Origin of the sequence: Syntrophomonas zehnderi OL-4, from assembly GCF_000983115.1 — a bacterium.
Classification (GTDB): domain Bacteria; phylum Bacillota; class Syntrophomonadia; order Syntrophomonadales; family Syntrophomonadaceae; genus Syntrophomonas_B; species Syntrophomonas_B zehnderi.
Genome location: NZ_CGIH01000002.1, coordinates 73216 through 91453 on the forward strand (window position 1 = coordinate 73216; position 18238 = coordinate 91453).

The following is an 18238-nucleotide window of genomic DNA, read 5'->3' on the forward strand; positions in this document are numbered from 1 at the left end:
GAATACGAATATAATAAACACGCATTATGCTCACCCCTTCTTAGATTAAATGCTTTTGACGTATACTATGAAGAGGCGAAATAAAATGTTACTCTTTCGATTAAAAACTGGTATAAATGTTCACACCTGGCCTTCATAATCTCAGATTTCCAGCCTACAGCCAGACTTTAATATGCTCCGGCAAATCACGGGCGGGAACTGCTGCCATTTTTTTTATGGGTAAGCTGTTGCATAGAATCTGTCCATACTTTTTGTTAAGCAGACGGGGATCTAATATTACCACCGCACCCCGGTCCTGTTCACTGCGAATAAGACGTCCTACCCCCTGTTTCAAACGAATGGCAGCATCCGGGAGCATAAAATACTGAAAACCGCTCTTTTTTTGAAGTTGATAGTATTTATCCCAGGCGGTGCAATATGGATCAGACGGAGAACGAAAAGGCAGTTTGACGATTACCAGACATTTTAGAAGATCACCTTTCAGATCAATCCCCTCCCAGAATGTCTCCAAGCCCATCAGGATCGACCGTTCGTCACCTGTAAATCCCTCCATAAGCGCGCCAAATTCCCCGTCTTGGTTTTGCACTAATAATTGCAGGTTGTTTTCCATCAGATACGGACGCAAAATTTCTGCCACTTCCTCCATTTGCTTACGGGCAGTAAAAAGCACCATCGTTCTTCCCCCTACTGAAACCAGTAGTTCTTTTAGCACTTCAGCCATCTCCAGGTTAATTAAATCACTGCCCGGATCGGGCATATCCTTGACGACATATAAAGCGGCCTGTTGATCAAAGTCAAATGGAGAGCTTTCTAAAAGTGTGCTCAGTCGGCCCTGTTGCTGGTAAGTCTTAAGTCCGCAACGGCTGATAAAGTTTTCGAAACTGTTGTCTACAGTCATTGTGGCTGATACCATAACCAACGTTTTTAGCCTGTCATAGAGCTTCTCACCAAGTGTATTCCCAGTATAGATGGGAGAGGAGCAAACCGCGGCCGCTTTGCCCCGCTCAAATTCTATCCAGCAAATCGCGTCATCACGGGTCAAATTTTCCTCCATAATTAAGTATGCCGCATCGCTGATTTCCTGCAGGGAATTAATAATTGCCGCTATCTCCGGTTCCTCGGCACCGTCTAACTTGGCTTCGATACTACGCAGTCTCTCCAATAGCAGATTAATATTATACTGCCAATCTACATAAGTATCGACCGCCTCCGTAAATGCGTTCTTTTCCTGATCTCTTAGGGTGATTACATGCTGGTAACTATATTGATCTCCATAAACGGCGGTCTGGCCCAGCTTCCTAAAAAACTCCTCGCTTAAGGCTGCCGCCCGATCTGTAAACTGGCTGGCTTCAGTAATCAAAGCCGATAAGTGGGTATATTGGGATTTTAGGTGGATAAGATATCCGCGGCTGCCTTTTTTTATCTTTTCATGCAGGATTCCTAAATAATGATGGGTTTCATTAAGTCCAAAACGGAATGAAAGACTGTCAAATGATTCCTTGATGAAGGTATGTGCTTCATCTATTATCAGATTTTCATAAGTCGGCAAGATAGTGTTATCCACCAAGGTATCTGAGAGCAATAAGGCGTGATTGACAACAATAATATCAGCTTTATCCAAATTACGGATCATTTTCAGGCGAAAGCACTTATCATGATATCGACACTTGTCTTTAAGGCAGTTGTTGCGATCAGCCGCTAAAACGGGCCAGAATTTCATTTTCTCACCGGACAGGGCCAGTTCTTGGCGGTCTCCGGTGCGGGTAGACTCAGCCCAGTATAAAACCGCCTGGATAAAATCCTGTTCCGGTTCACTAAGACGTTTTTTTCCGGCCAGGATCGTCATGTATTTATTCCAGCATAAGTAATTTTCCCGCCCCCGGGCTTCAGCATACTTGATTGGGCCGTCCATTATTTTTGCCAGGTCAGGTAAATCATGTTCCATTATCTGCTGTTGCAGGGCTTTGGTTCGGGTAGAAACAACAACCTTCTCCCCCCTCTGACTGGCCCATAATACTGCCGGTATCAAGTAAGCAAAGGTTTTGCCAACGCCGGTACCCGCCTCAGCTACCACAAAGGTTTCCTCGGTAAATGCGTTCCCTATGCCCTGGGCAATTTTTAATTGTTCCTGACGGAAAGTGAAGCCGGCCAATTCCTGCTTCATTTTACCTTGCGGTCCTAGATATAACGTAATTTGTTTATCAAGCATCTAGTTTCCTAACCAGGTTCTTTCCCTGCTCCTTTGTTACATAATAAGTTCCAGCCAACGCCACCTTGTTTTCCTTAAACAGTTCTTGATACTCCTTTAAAAATGGCGGGGCGATCTTTATTGATAAGCCGCAGCTGGATGATATCTCCCTTAAGGTTGGAATCATAATAAATTCCCCCCCGGCATTTTTTAGTACTTTTTCTGCCTTTAGAGCGTGGGAGGTACTGACAAAAGTAAAAAGGTAAAACTCATTTATGGTGATTAGTTCATTGTTCATTGGTCTCTCTCCTGCTAATATTCTAGTTTCCCTGTGTTAAAAAAAGTAGCCTGACTGCTGCCGATCAATTTATCGTCTGTATAAACATCTGCTTGCGCAAAAACCAAGTTTTTACCTGCTTTGATCACTTTGCCTTGAGCGATGAGGGTATCACCTAATTGGGCAGCGCCTGGAAAGGATACCGAACAGTCTACGGTTACCCCCTTTATGCCCAGGGTTCGAACTGCGTTTCCCATTGCCGCATCAGCCAAAGTCATGATTACACCCCCCTGGATTATACCCAGGGCATTAGTATGGATTTCACCCAGTTTTACGGTCATTTCAATAAAACCTGATTCAATACGCTGCATATTTATCCCCAAGAGTTGATAAATGGGAGCTGTTTGAATGGAGTGTTTAATATGGTCAAAAAGTTGTTTGTCCTGTCCCTGCGCTGCCGCCAATCATCTGCAACCCCTTTCTATCCGACATACTATGGTTAGAAGCAAATTCCTGCTTCGTTAGCACTTACCTTTCTCATGATTTATATAATACACTTTTAACGGACAAAATAAGCAAAAAAAATAGGAGTACTGAAATGAACCGCAACCGATCTTTATGGTTAATCCCTTTGGCCACCCTGGTAGTATTTCTGGCTGCTTATCTTATTTACGAAGTAAATAGGCCCCAGCCAGCTAAAAAACCAGCTCCAACTCAAGAGTTTCCACAGGGCGAATCGAAATGGTATATCCAGTTTTCTGTCAAGCAACAGAAAGCGACTGCATATACCGAGGCAACCAGTGCTCCGGTATCTTCAGCCGGCAAAAAATACTTTATCGGTTCCGGCGCAGTTCATCCCCGTTACCCGCTCAATGCCGGAGGTGAGGCCAGAAGCCCCATTATTCCCTTTGGTACAATAATATATCTGTCTAAACCGATCGAGATAGCAGGCCAAAAACATAATAGCCTGGTTATAAATGATACCGGTGATGTTTATTATGGCTTATGGCCGGCCCATCCCTATTGGGTGGATATATACCATGGCTCGACCAACCGTTACAGCGTTAAGTCAGCCGACCAGGCCGGCATACGGCTTATTGATTATACCTGGTTCGAACCTTGGCCAGAGCAATAAGTAAGACCCCTGCAGTTTCCCTGAACGTTCTTTTTTACTGCGCCCAAACCATCCCTGAAATATTATTTTTTTTCATAGATGGCAAAGATCTGCAGGGCAACTTCTTGGGCTGGTTGGATTTTTAACTCGGCAGCCATATTTGATGTGGGCGAGAAATCAACAACTGAGCTGAAATCTTCCCATTTCACACAATCAAATGGCGACAATTCTATTTCCCTGAAACCATTGTCGGCAAATAGAGCCGTCAAAGAGGCCGGTTCAAAATGGTGCATATGCAACATGGCAGGAAACATTACTCCATCCCTATCCTCAAAAATGCGTTGTTCAGCCTCCCCATATTTGGTAGGAGCGGTAACAAAGACCCTTCCGCCGGGTTTTAAAACCCTTGAGAACTCTGCAACTATGGCTGCCGGATTATACGTATGTTCAATAACATCCAAGCAGTTTATCATGTCAAAAAAATCGTTTTCAAACGGCAGGGAATCTATACTGCCATGGCTAAAAGCTGCCGGAGTGGCGCAACCATGTAAAAGTTCATCTGCCAGCGGGAATTCACAGTAAACCTCCATGAGGCCTAATTCTTCTTCAATTAATTTAATCAGTTGAGGAAAAACATCTTTATGCCCGTTGTTCATCATATTCGATAATGCCATAGCTCTCTCCAGTCGTGCCCGGCAGGCGTCTACCGAATACACATCCATATACTGGCTCATAATCAGGGTGGCAAAACCAGCCCCACAACCAGCGTCCAATACCCTGCCCTGCATCTTCTGCACATGCGGGTAGACATATTTTAGGAAAGAGTATTCGCCTCCTGAAGAGAAATTCTGCAGGGATACTATTTCATTCAGATTAAATAGATCTTCCTGTCCCAGATATACACCGATTTCCTGTCTGAACCAATTGCGCAGTTTTATATCGTTGTTAAAGCAATTAATTATCTCATCCAGGTTACACGTTCCGGTGTAACGATAAATCATTTCTTTTTGCTCTTTGTTTATAACCTGCCATATATAATTCACAAAGAAAGGAAAGCAGATATTATCATGCGTATTAAAAAGAATGGCCTGTCCCGGGTTGGTTTCACGCAGTTTACGAGTGGTATGATAAAATTCAAACAAAAATGCGATTGATTCCTCATCATTGCGAGAAAACATTTCGGCATAAGCGTCTGCCAGGTTTTCCCGACTGGGTAATAAATCCTGGAAAATCTTTAAGACATCCTCATCCACCTGTTGAAAATAGTAATCAAAAAACTCTTTTAATATCAATTCTTTTTCCTCCCCGCCAAAAATACCCTATGTGAATATCCCCTACCTTTTGATAAGCTGCACCACCTGCTGGTATTCTTCTTCTTTATCCAGGCAATCCAACTGCCAAGTAATATCGACAATGAATTCAGCTTCCCCATCCTGAACCGGGATAAAAGGCTGCAACATAATACCCGAACTTTGGTATCCCAGACGGCTTTGCTCGGCAAATACCAGATCTTTATAGTAATATTTAACCGCCGGCTGAACTTCCATTTTTTCAATGGCGTCTCCCAGGAATTGGTAGCTGATGCGTCCGGCAAAGCGGTTGCCGTCCCCGCTGTTAATTAAATAGATATAGTCGGTTGCGGTCAGTGTTGAAACATCTATCTGCTGGTCAATTAATCCGGCATCTTCCATTTCCGGGGCAATGATATCCTGTACAGTAATGCTCGAATTACCTGGCGGTGCGTTAAAACCCAGCCAGGCAACCGGACAAAATGCAACTTCATCAGAAGGAGCCGCTGAAGTAACGATTTGCGGCACCAGGAAACAGTCGGCAAGTTTTTCGTCCATATTAACCTTCATTATAACCTGAAGCCGATCCGCAAATATTAGAAAATGTTTTCTAATCGTTACAGTACAGACTATTTCCTTATAGATTACTGTCTGCTCACAGCTTAGGCTCACCCGACTATGATCCAGCTCGGTTCTGACCTCATCCAGATTATAGCTGGCCTGTTCCAGATTACCCAGGGATGTGTATTCTCCATCCGAAAAATGTAAAAGCTCACAGCGCAAGGAGTTGCGGCAGTTTTCCCTACGTGCTCCTTGCGGGAAGAATTCTGTTTGCATACTGCTGTCTGTTTCCGTCATCACTAAGGGGCAGGAATAGCGATAAACCGAATGATAGGCTTTGATTTCCTTAAAGTCGCGTCTTAATATTTCCGCTATATGTCGATGATCGCCATCCAAAGGCGCGGACAGGACATGATGATAATGGACGCATCCACCTTCAAGATCTATTGCTAACGTCTGTTGCGGATTTAATATCAGGATTTCATCCCGGCCGTCAAAATCCCAGTCCTTAATGAGAATCGCATCCGGCTCGACAGGTTTTCCTGACAAATGCGACTGTAGGTGCATAAGCAGCCGATCACTGAGTTCCAGATAAGCCAATCCCTGCATATCATAGTAAGGCGAAGATCCATAGCAAGGGTGGCGGCTCGCCCACTTGGGATCCTCCTGATATAATAGGTTTCTAACCCGGTTAATCAAAGCATAGTATTCGCTGAACATAATTTCATAGTTCTGCGTCAGCAGGGTTTGAACCATTTCAAACCTCTCCGGAGATTGCAGGATGGATCTGGTTACCATCTCCTGCATGGCTCCCGCAAACTGATCCGCACTATGAGCTTCTATAACCGTTTTTTCAAAGTTTTCTTGCGCTTCTTCCAGCAGACGTAAACGGCTCATCACCCGGCGCAGCCGTTCATCTCCAAAAGCAACTCCCCTGATACCCCGTTTGGCCGTCCAATTTTCCCATTCCGGATAGCTGTGACTGCTGGATACTGGATAAGTATCGAGGAAACCAACCTTTTCTACATAATCACGCAACCCAATAAACGATACTTCATCATCTTGCTCCACCAGGCGGAAAAATTCCATTAACCAATCCGCATCCCCCTGCGGATCCTTGCTCCATTGACCCATTTTCTCAGCATCTTCAAAAACCAGTACAACGGGTTTTATTTCTCTGCCATATTGGGCAGCTAAATTACAGGCGTTTTCCAGGGCATCCTTTATATAAAACAAATAGTGGGCAGGTTTGACCTTTATTCTATCCCCCGGTATAAATGCATTTCTTTTGAGTAGTCGATAACGGTACTCGGTATGAACCGGCACGGCAGTAAATTCCTGACCTTGGATCTCGTCCCGCAGAGCAAAATACATTATCTCTGAGGGTAAATGGGCGATAGTCGTAAATGAAAATGGATCTTTAAATCCAAAATGCTTGAGGCAAAAATCGGCTGCCCCTCCCGGTTTGGCAAAATGGGGCAGGTAAAACGTTTCCGCATCCAGATAATAAATCGGCTTAGCTCCCAGCAGACCGGCGGCCCGACTGGTTTCGGCCAGAAGGGTTTCCCCGCACTCGCGCTCTACCAGGTGAATCCCCTGCCATTCAGGGGCCGTTACCCCAAACAATTCATGCGCGAGACGATCATATTCTTTTAATTGATAGAGGTAATCATCAAAACGGGAACTAAGCTGAATAAACGGTTCATCCGCAAATCCGCCAACAATTCCTATTTTCCCGCTGCCTAATAGATTTTTTAGGTTTTTTAGATAGTCTTGCTTTTGATCCCTGAACCAGTAGAGAAAGGGCCCGGAAAAATGCAAATTTATAAAGAACTTATCCAGACTAACGGCCTCACCCAAAAGTTTAAGCCAGGGCTGATAGGAATTAAGATAAGCCTCTTCCCTGGTTTTATAGAGTTGAAAGTGAGGCTGATGAAAATGAGGACAGAAGGCAATATAACCCTTCATATGCTACCTCCATTAAAACATTCGTTTACATATAGGATAAAAAATCATCTTCCATCTGAACGTTTTCCAGCCAGGAAAGAAAATCATTGCTGTAGTTGCCGTCCCGCAAAGCATTGGTTAAGCGCAAGAACTTGGCATAATGTTCAAAAAAACGCTTCATGGCATAATCGCGGGTAAGGTTATTGGTAACCATAAACAGCCAATCACTGCTTTCTAAGAGGATTAATTCACGCAGGGCCTGAGCCAATACCTTCTCCTGCAGATCTCCGCTGATCCTGTTTTTAAATATCTCTTCATACTCGCTGCTGGCCCGCTTAATAATTTCCCACATCCAGGTAGTTTCCTTGTTATCCCAAACGTAATGCTTCCCACCCATCCCCCAGGATGATTCAAATACCTGGGCTTCGGGCATCTCCGGGGAAATATCGGCTGGAAGAATAAAACTTAAATGAGAACTCTTATTTATCCCTCTAACTACCTCATCTAGCCAGCTTACCCCCTCCCACCACCAGTGTCCAAACAGCTCGGTATCGTAGCAGGCCACAATAATAGGCTGTGAAAAACCCAGTTTGTGCGCTTCATGGCCGGTATTTTCCACACCCTTGACAAAGTGTTGGGCATGTTGCCTGACTTTAAGCATAGCCTTTTCCGGATCATAGGGCAGTTTCTTATCAAAACTTCCTTGCCGATCCGTAACCTTCCAGTATTTAAACCCTGAACGGGAAGATTTTTTATGAAATTCACGATAGTTTTCGTCACCAGGATAGCCATAATCAGCCGACCAGACCTGCTGGCTGACCATGGCATTTCTGCCCAGAACCATGATATCCTTTCCCTTGATACGATAAGGCCGATATGTACTTAACCCAGTATTGGCAAAGGTTTCACAATCGCATTCAAGCTCCGCAGATACCCTGCTAAAATCGCCTAAAGGCTGACCTCCTTCAACCGCGTGGCTATCAACATAGAAATACTTGAATCCATTGGCGATCAGCAGATCTTCCAAACCCTGGTAATAACCGCATTCAGGTAACCAAAAACCTTCCGGTGATATGCCGAAATGGGTTTCATAGGCTCGTTTGCCCCAATATATCTGGTGGTGCAGACTGCTCTGATCTAATAAGGGCAAATAGGCATGACTGGCGGCGGTGGTAATAATCTCCACATCACCGTCACCTTGTAGTTTTTTCAAGGCGGCAATAATATCACCGTCAAGTTCAATCAGAAAATCACGCCTTATATCCCGATAAAATCGGTGATAAAATGCTGATAGGGCAGCTATCTGCGGTTCCCCCACAGAAAGATAATATCTTTCATCTTCAGCAGCTTTTTTTTCCCTCTCGCGCAAATAAACCACAAATTCCTGCTGTATATAAGAGGAGCTTAACTGATCTAATAATGTAGGACTGAAACTCAAAGTGACAGGGGCGCGTATCCCTTCTTCCTGCAGGCGGAACCAGGTCTGCAGGAAAGGAACGTAGGTCTCAGCCATGGCTTCAAAAAGCCATACTTCACCAAATGGCCACCTGCCCTGCCTTTTCACATAAGGAATATGGCTGTGCAGTACCAACATAATATTCGAATTCAAGGCTACACTTCCCTTATACTACTTCTTTCTTAGGTTTGGTTTGAGTTAAGACTTTCGTATAGACATCTTTGGTTGATTGGGCAATTACCGTCCAGTTATAGACCGACTCCACCAATCCGGCGGCATTTTGCACCAGTTGGGCGGTCAGATTTTGATCCGTCAGGACTTTGATAATGGCCTGGGCTAAGTCCGTTTCATTTCCAGCTGACACCTTTAATCCGGTCTGCCGATCCTTTACGATTCCCCCTAATCCCCCCACATCGCTGACGATAACCGGGGTTCTGGTTGCCATAGCTTCCAAAGCCACGATACCAAAGGGCTCATAATGACTGGGAAAAACCGCTACATCGGCTTTATTATAAATATAATTGCGTTCCTTGTCTCTCAAAAAGCCAGTAAATACGACTCTATCTTCTATACCTAACTCGTAGGCAGTTTGTTGCAGGACAGCCTTCTGCGGCCCCCGCCCCCCGATATATAGCCTCGCTTCAGGGATACGCTCCAATACCTGTGGAAAACAGGCAATTAGATGCCATATACCTTTTTCAGGTACCAGTCTGCCCAAAGTAAAAACCACCTTTTCCCCAGGATCGATTTCAAGGGGCGGTTCATCCGGCAGAGGCATGAATTGTTCCGGCTCCACGCCATTGGGAATGATTGTGACGGCATCCGGGTGAACACGGAAAAGGGAGCAGATTTCATGATGCATATATTGACTGCAACAAATAATATGATCTGCTTCCAGAGCCAAATTTTTTTCAATTTCATTAATTTCCAACTGTACCCGATTATGCAGACCCAGATTACGCCCATGTTCGGTGGCATGAATCGTTGTAACCAATGGTAATTCAAATATTTTCGCTACGGCTCGACCGGCATAAGCAACGATCCAGTCATGGGCATGTACCAGAGCAAAACCACCCACCTGAGAATTTAGGCGTACGGCTTCCCGTATGGCTTCACTGTTAAAGGTAAAAGTCCAAGCCTTAAAATTATCTATATTGGCTTCATTAACAGGATTACCTACCCGGTGAATGAAAACATTATGGTCATTCTCGTAATCAGAACCACATTTAACCCGCGGAGTGATAATATGTACCTCTACGCCCAACCGGGTCAGATAACGACTAATATCATAGACGTGTTGTCCTAATCCCCCCACCATATGGGGAGGGTATTCCCAGCTAAACATTAATATTTTCACTTTTGTACTCCTTATGATAGCAGTTATAAATCTATTAACCTAAATTCTACCAGATTTTTCTTTTCTAAAGTAATCTTTTTTGATTATAATGATTTAATGGTATAATTTCTAAAATACACTATTGCCAGGAGGTATTATAAATGAGTTTACCAGTTACACAAGCCTCGTCCAGAGCTTCTGTTATTAAAGATCCTGCCCTTGCCCCCCAAGGTTATAACAAATTGGAATGGGTAAGAAATAATATGCCGGTTTTAAATATGTTAAGACAAGAACTGGAACAAAGTAAACCCTTAAAGGACAAGACGATCTTATGTTGTCTGCATCTGGAGGCCAAAACCGGCTACCTATTACAAACCTTAATGGCAGCGGGTGCCGATGTAATTGCCTGTGCTTCCAATCCCCTTTCCACCCAGGATGATGTTGTTGCTGCTCTAGCCGATTCAGGTATTACTGTATATGCCATCCATGGCGAAAGCACCGAGCAATACCAGGAATTCCTGGAGACAGCACTTGATTGTCTGCCGGATGCAATTATCGATGATGGAGCCGATGTTATCAGCCTTTTGCACAAAAGCCGTCGTGAGCAAGCCGCTAGCATAATCGGAGGCTGTGAAGAGACCACCACCGGTATTGTTCGCCTGCGCTCCATGGATAAGGACAACACTTTGTTATTCCCTATGATAGCAGTCAATGACGCCGATATGAAGTATCTTTTTGATAACCGTTATGGAACCGGCCAATCGGTCTGGGATGGCATTAACCGCACCACCAATCTGGTAGTTGCCGGTAAATATGCAGTGGTGGTTGGCTATGGCTGGTGCGGTAAGGGCGTGGCGTTGCGGGCCAAAGGGATGGGGGCCAAAGTAATCGTTACCGAAATTGACCCCATCAAGGCTAACGAAGCTATTATGGATGGTTTCCAGGTCATGAGCATGATGGATGCAGCTAAATGCGGCGATATATTTATTACCGTAACCGGCAACGTAAATGTTATCCGCAAAGAGCACATGGCTGTTATGCAGGATAACGCCATCATGTGCAATGCCGGGCATTTTGATGTGGAAATATCCAAACCCGATTTAGAAGCGCTATCTGTCAGCAGTCGCCAGTTAAAACCTAATATAGAGGAATACATCCTGGCAGATGGCCGCAAACTATACCTCCTGGCAGAAGGCCGTCTGGTCAACCTGGCCGCCGGGGACGGTCATCCGGCTGAGGTTATGGATCTTAGTTTTTCCCTGCAAGCCCTGTCTTTGCTATATGTAATTGAAAACCGGGATAAGCTCGGCAACCATGTTTACAATGTACCTGCAGAAATCGACCGCCAGGTAGCCTATTTAAAACTAAAGGCCGATGGCATAGAAATAGATGAATTAACCAACGAACAGAAAAAATACCTGCAGAGTTGGGAATAGTAAAAGCCGGTTTTTTATAGCGCTATAAAAAAGAGGATTAAGATGCCTGAGTTTCTAAACCGGGCAATATTAGTCCTCTTTTTTTTAGAAAACACCTCAGAGGTTTCATCCGTATATTAGCAGAGCCTTTTTCACAAAATAGATGCAACAGGCAAAAGCGGGAAAGGCGGATTTATAAATGAATGACATCAACAAAAAATATATCTGGATTTTTTTCGTAATTCTGATAACTATACTGGTTGCATCTTACGTATTTAATTCCATGCGCTCCCCGGAACAGAAGCCTTACGGCACAGAAACCGGCTTTGCACATGAAACCGGCCCGGGACAGTTTTTTACCGTTCGTGACCAAGACGGATTTACTCTTTTTCAAACCGGGCTGTCCGTGCATGTAAATGATCGCTATATAAATGAAAACAATGTGGAATATATAATCATTAAAGTTGACGGTATGAACGCTACCGCCAATATTATACAAAAAAAAGCTTCCCTAATAAGCGAACCAATACTAAAAACCACCTTAGCCGGACAGGCACTTTTCCCGACCATCCCCCGGGGAAAATCAAGCCATGTCGTTGTGTATCACACCCATACGGATGAATCATTTATCCCTACCTCTGGCCAAGCCAGCAAACCAGGTAATGGAGATATCTTTGCAGTCGGTGACGCCTTAACAACGACCTTGCGCAAAGCAGGGGTAAGTGTTACCCACAGCCGGGCTGCGCACGACCCCCACGATATTAATGCTTACAGCCGTTCTCGCCGCACCCTGACTCAGTTGTTAAAAGAACAACCCGATGCGGCTTTTGATATCCATCGCGATTCAGCTCCGGCTTCAGAGTATTATACAACCATTAATGGAGTGGATAGTTCCCGGATAATGATAGTAGTAGGTATGTCTAACCCGAATATACGTACAAATCTAGCCTATGCCAAGCAGATTAAAGACCGGGCCGATGAACTGTATCCGGGACTGATACGGGGAATATTTATGGGGCGCGGTGATTACAATCAGGATCTGTACCCGACCGCCATGCTCTTTGAAGTCGGAACCGACAGTATCTCCCTTGATCTGGCGGAAAACGCTGCCCGCTGCCTGGGAGATGTACTGGTTAAGGAACTGGGAGTTCGCTAGCTTTATCCCATAAAAAGTGCCTGGTATCCTTCCTCATACTATATAATATGATAAATAACAGGGAAATTCTATTTGAGGAAGGTTACTGCTTTGACTACAGATCACAAATGGCAATCATTTTGGGTAGTATCCATCGGCATTTTTATGTCCACCCTGGATGGCAGTATATTAAATATCGCCAACCCAACCATTGCCCAAAGCCTGCAGGTAAATATGCAGCAGGTGCAATGGGTCGTAACCGCTTATATGCTGATTATTACGGCCACCTTGATTTTTTGGGGGCGGCTGGGGGATCAAATCGGCAGCACCAGGATCTATCGAAATGGCTTCCTTATGTTTACTATTGGGTCACTTCTGTGTAGCTTCTCCCCCTCTTTAACTTTATTAATTTTATCCCGCCTGATACAGGGCATTGGGGCAAGTATGATGATGGCTACCGGAATTGGCATCGTTGCGAATGCCTTTCCCGCTCAAGAACGCGGTAAAGCTCTTGGCTTAACTGGAACGGTAGTCGGTATAGGCAACATGACCGGACCCAGCCTGGGCGGTTTTCTAGTGGCTCATTATAACTGGCCGATAATATTTTTAATTAATGTGCCTATTGGCCTTTTGGGCTTTGCCTTGGCCACGCAATATCTTTTTGAGCCGGCCGAGGCCAAAACTAAACCTGTCTTAACCGGGCATGACTTGCCAGGCACCTTAACTTTTGCCCTGGCGGTTAGCCTGTTGGTCTACTCCCTTTCCACCGCTCCCAACATTCAGATCACCTTGTTCCTGGTTTCGTTAGGGCTGCTGCCCCTTTTCATATATATGGAAAAAAGGGCGCCCCGCCCTATGTTGGATCTGGAACTATTTAAGATTAAGGAATTCGTCTACGGAAATGCCATGGCCATGGTTGTCTACATTACCCAGACCTCGGTTTTTTTCTTGTTGCCTTTTTATATGGAACTCATGCTGGATTTCCCGGCTTCCTTCTCAGGACTTTTAATGACCATCCCCCCGGTAACCATGGCACTCACTGCTCCCCTGGCCGGTTCTCTTTCCGACAAAGTCGGCTCCAGCAAAATCCTGTCCTTCTCCCTGGCTCTATTAAGCTGTTCGTATATAGTTTTTTCCAGCCTAAGCGCAGAGATAAGCCTGCTCAAACTGATATCCGGTTTAGCCCTCCTGGGTCTGGGGATGGGCATGTTCGGTTCACCCAATAACAGTTCCATACTCGGTTCCATCCCCAAAGAAAAAGCCGGCTACGGGGGAGGTTTTATTGCCACCGTTCGCAACCTTTCCTTCGCCCTTGGCATAGCCGGGTCAGTCAGTATCTTTTCCATTATACTGGCCGCTTCCCAGAGGCATCTCCCTTATACTTCTGCCTATATACAAGCCAGCCACACCATATATTTAATCGCCGCTGGCATAGCCATAACCGGATTTATTTTCTCCTGGTTGGATATAAAAAGTAAACCCCTAAACCAGTCGGCCGACAATTAAATAACTCTTTTATAAAAAACAGCCTGCAGACCTAATTTCATCCCTACAAACCTTTGACCTGCAGTACAGCTTTTGCTATAATAGTTAAGCAATACACAAACGCCCGTAGCTCAGTGGATAGAGCACCGGCCTCCGGAGCCGGGTGCGGAGGTTCGATTCCTCTCGGGCGTACCAGTTAGAGAATTGGCACTCTTAGCGTTTTATATTTTAAGAGTGCTTTTTTGATGCCCGGACATTATAAAAACTAAAAACCTCTTTGCTGCAGCAAAAAGCAATTTCAAGTATTTGCGTTAAAGTATTCCTCTGAAACTTGTAATTGTTTTTTAAGTATTTCTTTCCATAGGTGCCCCTTAATTTCACCTGTTCCCATAGATATTTTGGTTCTCTTTAGGGTTCCGTCTTACGTACAGCCTTACTTGATATAGCAGCAAAAACCAGCATACCGGTTCCAACCTGTAGGCATTCCGAACTCACAACCGGAGCAGGCCTTACTTTGGTTGCGGCATGTCTTTTTTTAAATTGGTTCGAAGAGTCGTTTGTACTCTTCGTATTTCTTTCGATTCATAAGAACTGTCACCGGACAGTTTTCAAGGATAACCTGATAGCTTCTGCTGCTGGTATACTTAATCATTAGAATCTTGGCAGTATTAATGATATAGGAATTATGTGCCCGCACAAACTGTTCAGGCAGCAGACTTTCCAATTCATTTAGATTATAGTTGATTTCATATTTGCCCTGATCGGTATGAAGGATTGATTTTTTGCCATCCTTTTCAATACAGGCGATTAAATCAGGGCTGAGCAACAGCATACCTTCCCTTAACTTTAGGGCAATCTTATTGTTCGTTCTCATATTGTTGTTGGATATGATCTCGGTGAGAAGATCGGTAAGCTTCTCCTTTTGTATGGGTTTTAATAAAAAATCATACGGGTGAACAGAGTATGCGTCCAGCGCATATTGACCATATCCGGTCAGAAAAACACAAAATGTTTGGGGGCTAACCCTTGATATCATTTTGGCAGTTTGAATACCGTTAAGAGAATCATCCGGCCCTAATTCAATATCCAGGAGGGCAACCCGCGGCAAATAATCCTTAGCCGCTTTTACCGCTGACTTAGAATTATTCACCGCTATAACTTGGTTCACTAATGGATGTTTACCCACCAAGAGTTCAAGGAATTCCAGGGTGTAATTTTCATCTTCAAGTATAAGTACAGTTGCCATCTTTCTACCTCAGAGATTCAGGGATGTCAGGTTCATAAAGAAGGAACCATTTGTACGAATGAGCACTGGTTTGAGCGACAAATACCAAGACTGCTGCAAAGCATGAGGAGCCTAAAACTAATAATCTACGCATCATGAATTGGTAACCCCCTTTCCAAAATTATTTAGTAGCCTGTCGATAAAACCCATTAAGCGAAACCCTAATGGAGATATCAACACAGTACTCACTATTGCGCCCAGGATCATCGCCAGGGCAAGGGCATTATGGCTGAAATAAATAAACGTGGTAATACAGCCTGTCCACATTATTGTAGCGATAAACATATTGCGTTTTTGCATACGTATTATTCCGGGATCTTCTACAGGATTTTTCACTGTACTGGCCGGCACCCATCTTACAATGCAGAGTAAAGTGAATAGCAGCGTAAATAAACAAAGGATAGCAAGCTGATATGATTGTATTTTTATCTCTGCGGCAAGGCAGGCCGAACCCAGTATTAAACAAGAGCCGATCAAAATACACCGTGGGAAAGTACTTAAATGTACCCCTCCCCCAAATGCCCTAAAAGGGATAAAAACTGCTAAAAAAGCTAAAGTAGTGGGAATAATTTTCAGAAAAAACGCCACTAAGATCACCATAGTCAGATTGAGTATTAACATAAATACCAATTGAAGTGCATAAGCATAGATCTCAACGTTATCATCTGAATCAAGGATATGGCTTAGATTTTTAGCTACACCTGAGGCTATGGTTTTTACCATAACAATCACCTGCCCCTGGTAATTTAAGAATTATCGTGGTTTTAGATTTATTAATAATCTCAATTTCCCCCCCGTATTTATTGACCAGTTTGTTTACTATATAAAGTCCGTAACCGCGTCCCTCAGATCCTTTGGTTGTGTACCCCGCTTCAAAAACCCGTGATGGATCGCTTATGCGGTTCCCATTATTAATTATATAAATCGTATACAAACCATCCTCATATTTGAATTCCACTCCTACACGCGGGTTAGGATCAGTTGCTGCTGCTTCAATTGCATTATCCAATAGATTCCCCAACACACTGCACAAATCCCAGACAGGAACATTAATATCGGATACGTCACATTTAATGGCTACGGCGAAATCGATATTATTAACTTGAGCAACACTGCTTTTACTGTTTATCAAGGCTGCGATTGCTGGATTGTCAATATAGTAAAGCATGGTGTTGGACCAGTATTGACTGGTTATTCCGTTGACATATTCCTGTGCGGTTTCAATCTTGTTAAGCTCAATGAGCGCTTGAATCGTTTGCATATGTCTGACATATTCATGCCGCTGTATTTGCGTACTTTTTAATATGTTCTCTACCTGATTGAGGTGGTTTTTTAATAAAAACGTTTCCGCCTGGTATTTAGCCTGGCTTTCAATGTTTTTTATTGTAAACAGGTTAATAACACACATAACTATTAACCCCAAGTTAAGGTATGGTAGCGCCCTTTTTAATGTAGATAAATCAGCACCGGCAATAATACTGGTATTGATTAACACCAAAAATAGGGTTTGGATAAGTATAGCCGCTACCGCCCACCAAGTATTATGCTTCATTTATTTCACTACCAAAATCGTATAAAACCAAACCCTTTTTAATAATGCAGCCAAGCATAAGCATGGCAATTATTAAAATGGGAATGAATGTGACAAGGTTAAACCAAGGTCCAACAATAAGTTCCTCAAAGGGAATCTGCAAGACTTTCATTACAATCGGCAACATTGCGCTTTCCATCACCCCATAAATCATTCCTCCTAAAACGACTGATATAAAACAGTACCTTAAATGTATCCTGCATACGAGGGCGGATAAAAAACTTAGTAAAGCAATCAATACAAGGGTATTCACTACGTAAGGAACAGCAAGATACCTTAAAAAATAACTTAATCCGGCAACCATAAAAGCCAGTAATAACACATCTTTGGTCTTAAGCTGGAAATTAAATAGCCTAAATCCCAATTCAATAATAAATATGGTCTGCGGAACGGATATTAATAAAGCAATGTACCAGGGTATAGCATGCATACAGATCCCCCAACCCCTGAAAAGATATTACTTTATATTCAACATCAACCTATTTTTTCCTCCCCTAAAACCCAAATATGCCATTTACGGGCATGGAAATAACGTATTTTGTCCTATTTTTTACGTTTTAGGGCTTCGGCCATTTTATTATTGTTGCTTTCCGAAATCCATGCAATCCAGGCCCTTATGTGTAGTATTTAGGCCTGGAAATGTAGAATCTAGGATTTTCTATAGAAATTGTATTTTCTAGGGATTATTATAAATGTATCGTACGAATTACAATTGTGATCACAATGGGTGAGGTGAATAAACAGAAACGAGTGGAAGAGGTTCAGGTTTTTGTGCTATGCGGACTAATTCAGCCCTTTTTGCTCTCTGGTCAATAAATGCCCCTGTTGTGATTATCGCTTTGGGCAATTAATTAGTCATGGAAGGAAGTGGATAAGAAGTGTATAATATTAAAAAATATTGGGTAGCTCCTTTAACGATATTTATGGTGTTCAGTTTCCTGATTATTGCTGCACCGTCGGTACCCGCAATGGCAGAACCTTTATATGTAACGACCACTAGTGTTAATTTGCGCAGCCAACCGAATACGTCTTCATCAGTTCTCTTCACAATGGCGGAAGGAACAGCTTGTGTCTATCTTGGACAAAGCCAAAACGGATTCTTGAAGGTACAGGCGTGGAATCCGAGTAGTAGTGCGTGGAACCAAGGCTGGGTTGCTAC

Annotated in this window: 17 protein-coding genes and 1 tRNA gene; 6 read left to right on the plus strand and 12 right to left on the minus strand. The window is 43.7% G+C overall.

Going from position 1 to position 18238, the window contains the following annotated elements; all coding sequences use genetic code 11:
• Positions 1–154: 154 nt before the first annotated feature.
• From AAV90_RS00370 to AAV90_RS00380, 3 genes are read right to left on the minus strand one after another with little or no spacing between them, the layout of a single operon-like run.
• A complete protein-coding gene (locus AAV90_RS00370) occupies positions 155–2209 on the minus strand; it encodes an ATP-dependent DNA helicase (RefSeq protein ID WP_046494629.1) in 2055 nt (684 codons plus the stop codon).
• Positions 2202–2486 carry a putative Se/S carrier protein gene (locus tag AAV90_RS00375; RefSeq protein WP_052729496.1) on the minus strand — a complete coding sequence of 95 codons (285 nt, stop codon included), beginning with the start codon at positions 2484–2486 and terminating at the stop codon, positions 2202–2204. Before AAV90_RS00375 ends, AAV90_RS00370 begins: the two co-directional genes overlap by 8 nt.
• A 14-nt stretch (positions 2487–2500) precedes the next feature.
• Positions 2501–2929: a PaaI family thioesterase gene (locus AAV90_RS00380; RefSeq protein ID WP_046494631.1), complete on the minus strand. Its 429-nt coding sequence runs from the start codon at positions 2927–2929 to the stop codon at positions 2501–2503.
• A 134-nt stretch (positions 2930–3063) separates the two neighbouring features.
• Between AAV90_RS00380 and AAV90_RS00385 the strand changes: the two genes are divergently transcribed.
• Positions 3064–3600: a hypothetical protein gene (locus AAV90_RS00385; RefSeq protein ID WP_046494633.1), complete on the plus strand. Its 537-nt coding sequence runs from the start codon at positions 3064–3066 to the stop codon at positions 3598–3600.
• A gap of 62 nt (positions 3601–3662) precedes the next feature.
• Here the strand turns inward: AAV90_RS00385 and AAV90_RS00390 are convergent, their stop codons facing one another.
• The 4 genes from AAV90_RS00390 to AAV90_RS00405 are packed head-to-tail and all read right to left on the minus strand — an operon-like array spanning position 3663 to position 10189.
• On the minus strand, positions 3663–4871 hold the full coding sequence (locus AAV90_RS00390; protein ID WP_046494635.1) for a class I SAM-dependent methyltransferase: 1209 nt from the start codon (positions 4869–4871) through the stop codon (positions 3663–3665).
• A 42-nt stretch (positions 4872–4913) separates the two neighbouring features.
• Entirely contained in the window at positions 4914–7397 is a 2484-nt protein-coding gene (locus AAV90_RS00395; RefSeq protein ID WP_046494637.1) for a polysaccharide deacetylase family protein, read from the minus strand.
• Between the two features lie 25 nt (positions 7398–7422).
• Entirely contained in the window at positions 7423–8985 is a 1563-nt protein-coding gene (locus AAV90_RS00400; protein WP_052729497.1) for a 1,4-alpha-glucan branching protein domain-containing protein, read from the minus strand.
• Positions 8986–8998: 13 nt separating this feature from the next.
• Positions 8999–10189, minus strand: coding sequence for a glycosyltransferase family 4 protein (locus AAV90_RS00405; protein WP_046494638.1), 1191 nt, complete (start codon positions 10187–10189; stop codon positions 8999–9001).
• 140 nt (positions 10190–10329) lie between these two features.
• On the opposite strand from AAV90_RS00405, the gene AAV90_RS00410 reads away from it, so the two are divergent.
• From AAV90_RS00410 to AAV90_RS00425, 4 genes are all read left to right on the plus strand, one after another.
• A complete protein-coding gene (locus AAV90_RS00410; RefSeq protein WP_046494640.1) occupies positions 10330–11604 on the plus strand; it encodes an adenosylhomocysteinase in 1275 nt (424 codons plus the stop codon).
• Between the two features lie 178 nt (positions 11605–11782).
• Positions 11783–12739 (plus strand): stage II sporulation protein P, encoded by a 957-nt coding sequence (gene spoIIP / locus AAV90_RS00415; protein ID WP_052729498.1) that lies wholly within the window; start codon positions 11783–11785, stop codon positions 12737–12739.
• Between the two features lie 72 nt (positions 12740–12811).
• Positions 12812–14224, plus strand: coding sequence for an MFS transporter (locus tag AAV90_RS00420; RefSeq protein WP_242847449.1), 1413 nt, complete (start codon positions 12812–12814; stop codon positions 14222–14224).
• 99 nt (positions 14225–14323) lie between these two features.
• A tRNA-Arg gene (locus tag AAV90_RS00425) sits at positions 14324–14398 on the plus strand.
• Between the two features lie 340 nt (positions 14399–14738).
• Here the strand turns inward: AAV90_RS00425 and AAV90_RS00430 are convergent.
• From AAV90_RS00430 to AAV90_RS00445, 5 genes are read right to left on the minus strand one after another with little or no spacing between them, the layout of a single operon-like run.
• Positions 14739–15449 carry a LytR/AlgR family response regulator transcription factor gene (locus tag AAV90_RS00430; protein WP_046494642.1) on the minus strand — a complete coding sequence of 237 codons (711 nt, stop codon included), beginning with the start codon at positions 15447–15449 and terminating at the stop codon, positions 14739–14741.
• Positions 15450–15453: 4 nt separating this feature from the next.
• Entirely contained in the window at positions 15454–15585 is a 132-nt protein-coding gene (locus AAV90_RS15680; RefSeq protein WP_084691419.1) for a cyclic lactone autoinducer peptide, read from the minus strand.
• Complete coding sequence (locus AAV90_RS00435; RefSeq protein ID WP_046494644.1) at positions 15582–16211, minus strand: accessory gene regulator ArgB-like protein; 630 nt, start codon at positions 16209–16211, stop codon at positions 15582–15584. The genes AAV90_RS15680 and AAV90_RS00435 overlap by 4 nt, the downstream gene beginning before the upstream one ends.
• Positions 16180–17040, minus strand: a complete 861-nt coding sequence (locus tag AAV90_RS00440; protein WP_046494646.1) for a sensor histidine kinase — start codon at positions 17038–17040, stop codon at positions 16180–16182. The genes AAV90_RS00435 and AAV90_RS00440 overlap by 32 nt, the downstream gene beginning before the upstream one ends.
• A complete protein-coding gene (locus tag AAV90_RS00445; RefSeq protein WP_207642022.1) occupies positions 17030–17401 on the minus strand; it encodes a hypothetical protein in 372 nt (123 codons plus the stop codon). The genes AAV90_RS00440 and AAV90_RS00445 overlap by 11 nt, the downstream gene beginning before the upstream one ends.
• A 556-nt stretch (positions 17402–17957) precedes the next feature.
• On the opposite strand from AAV90_RS00445, the gene AAV90_RS00450 reads away from it, so the two are divergent.
• A partial coding sequence (locus tag AAV90_RS00450; RefSeq protein ID WP_046494650.1) for an SH3 domain-containing protein occupies positions 17958–18238 on the plus strand: 281 nt, incomplete at its 3' end.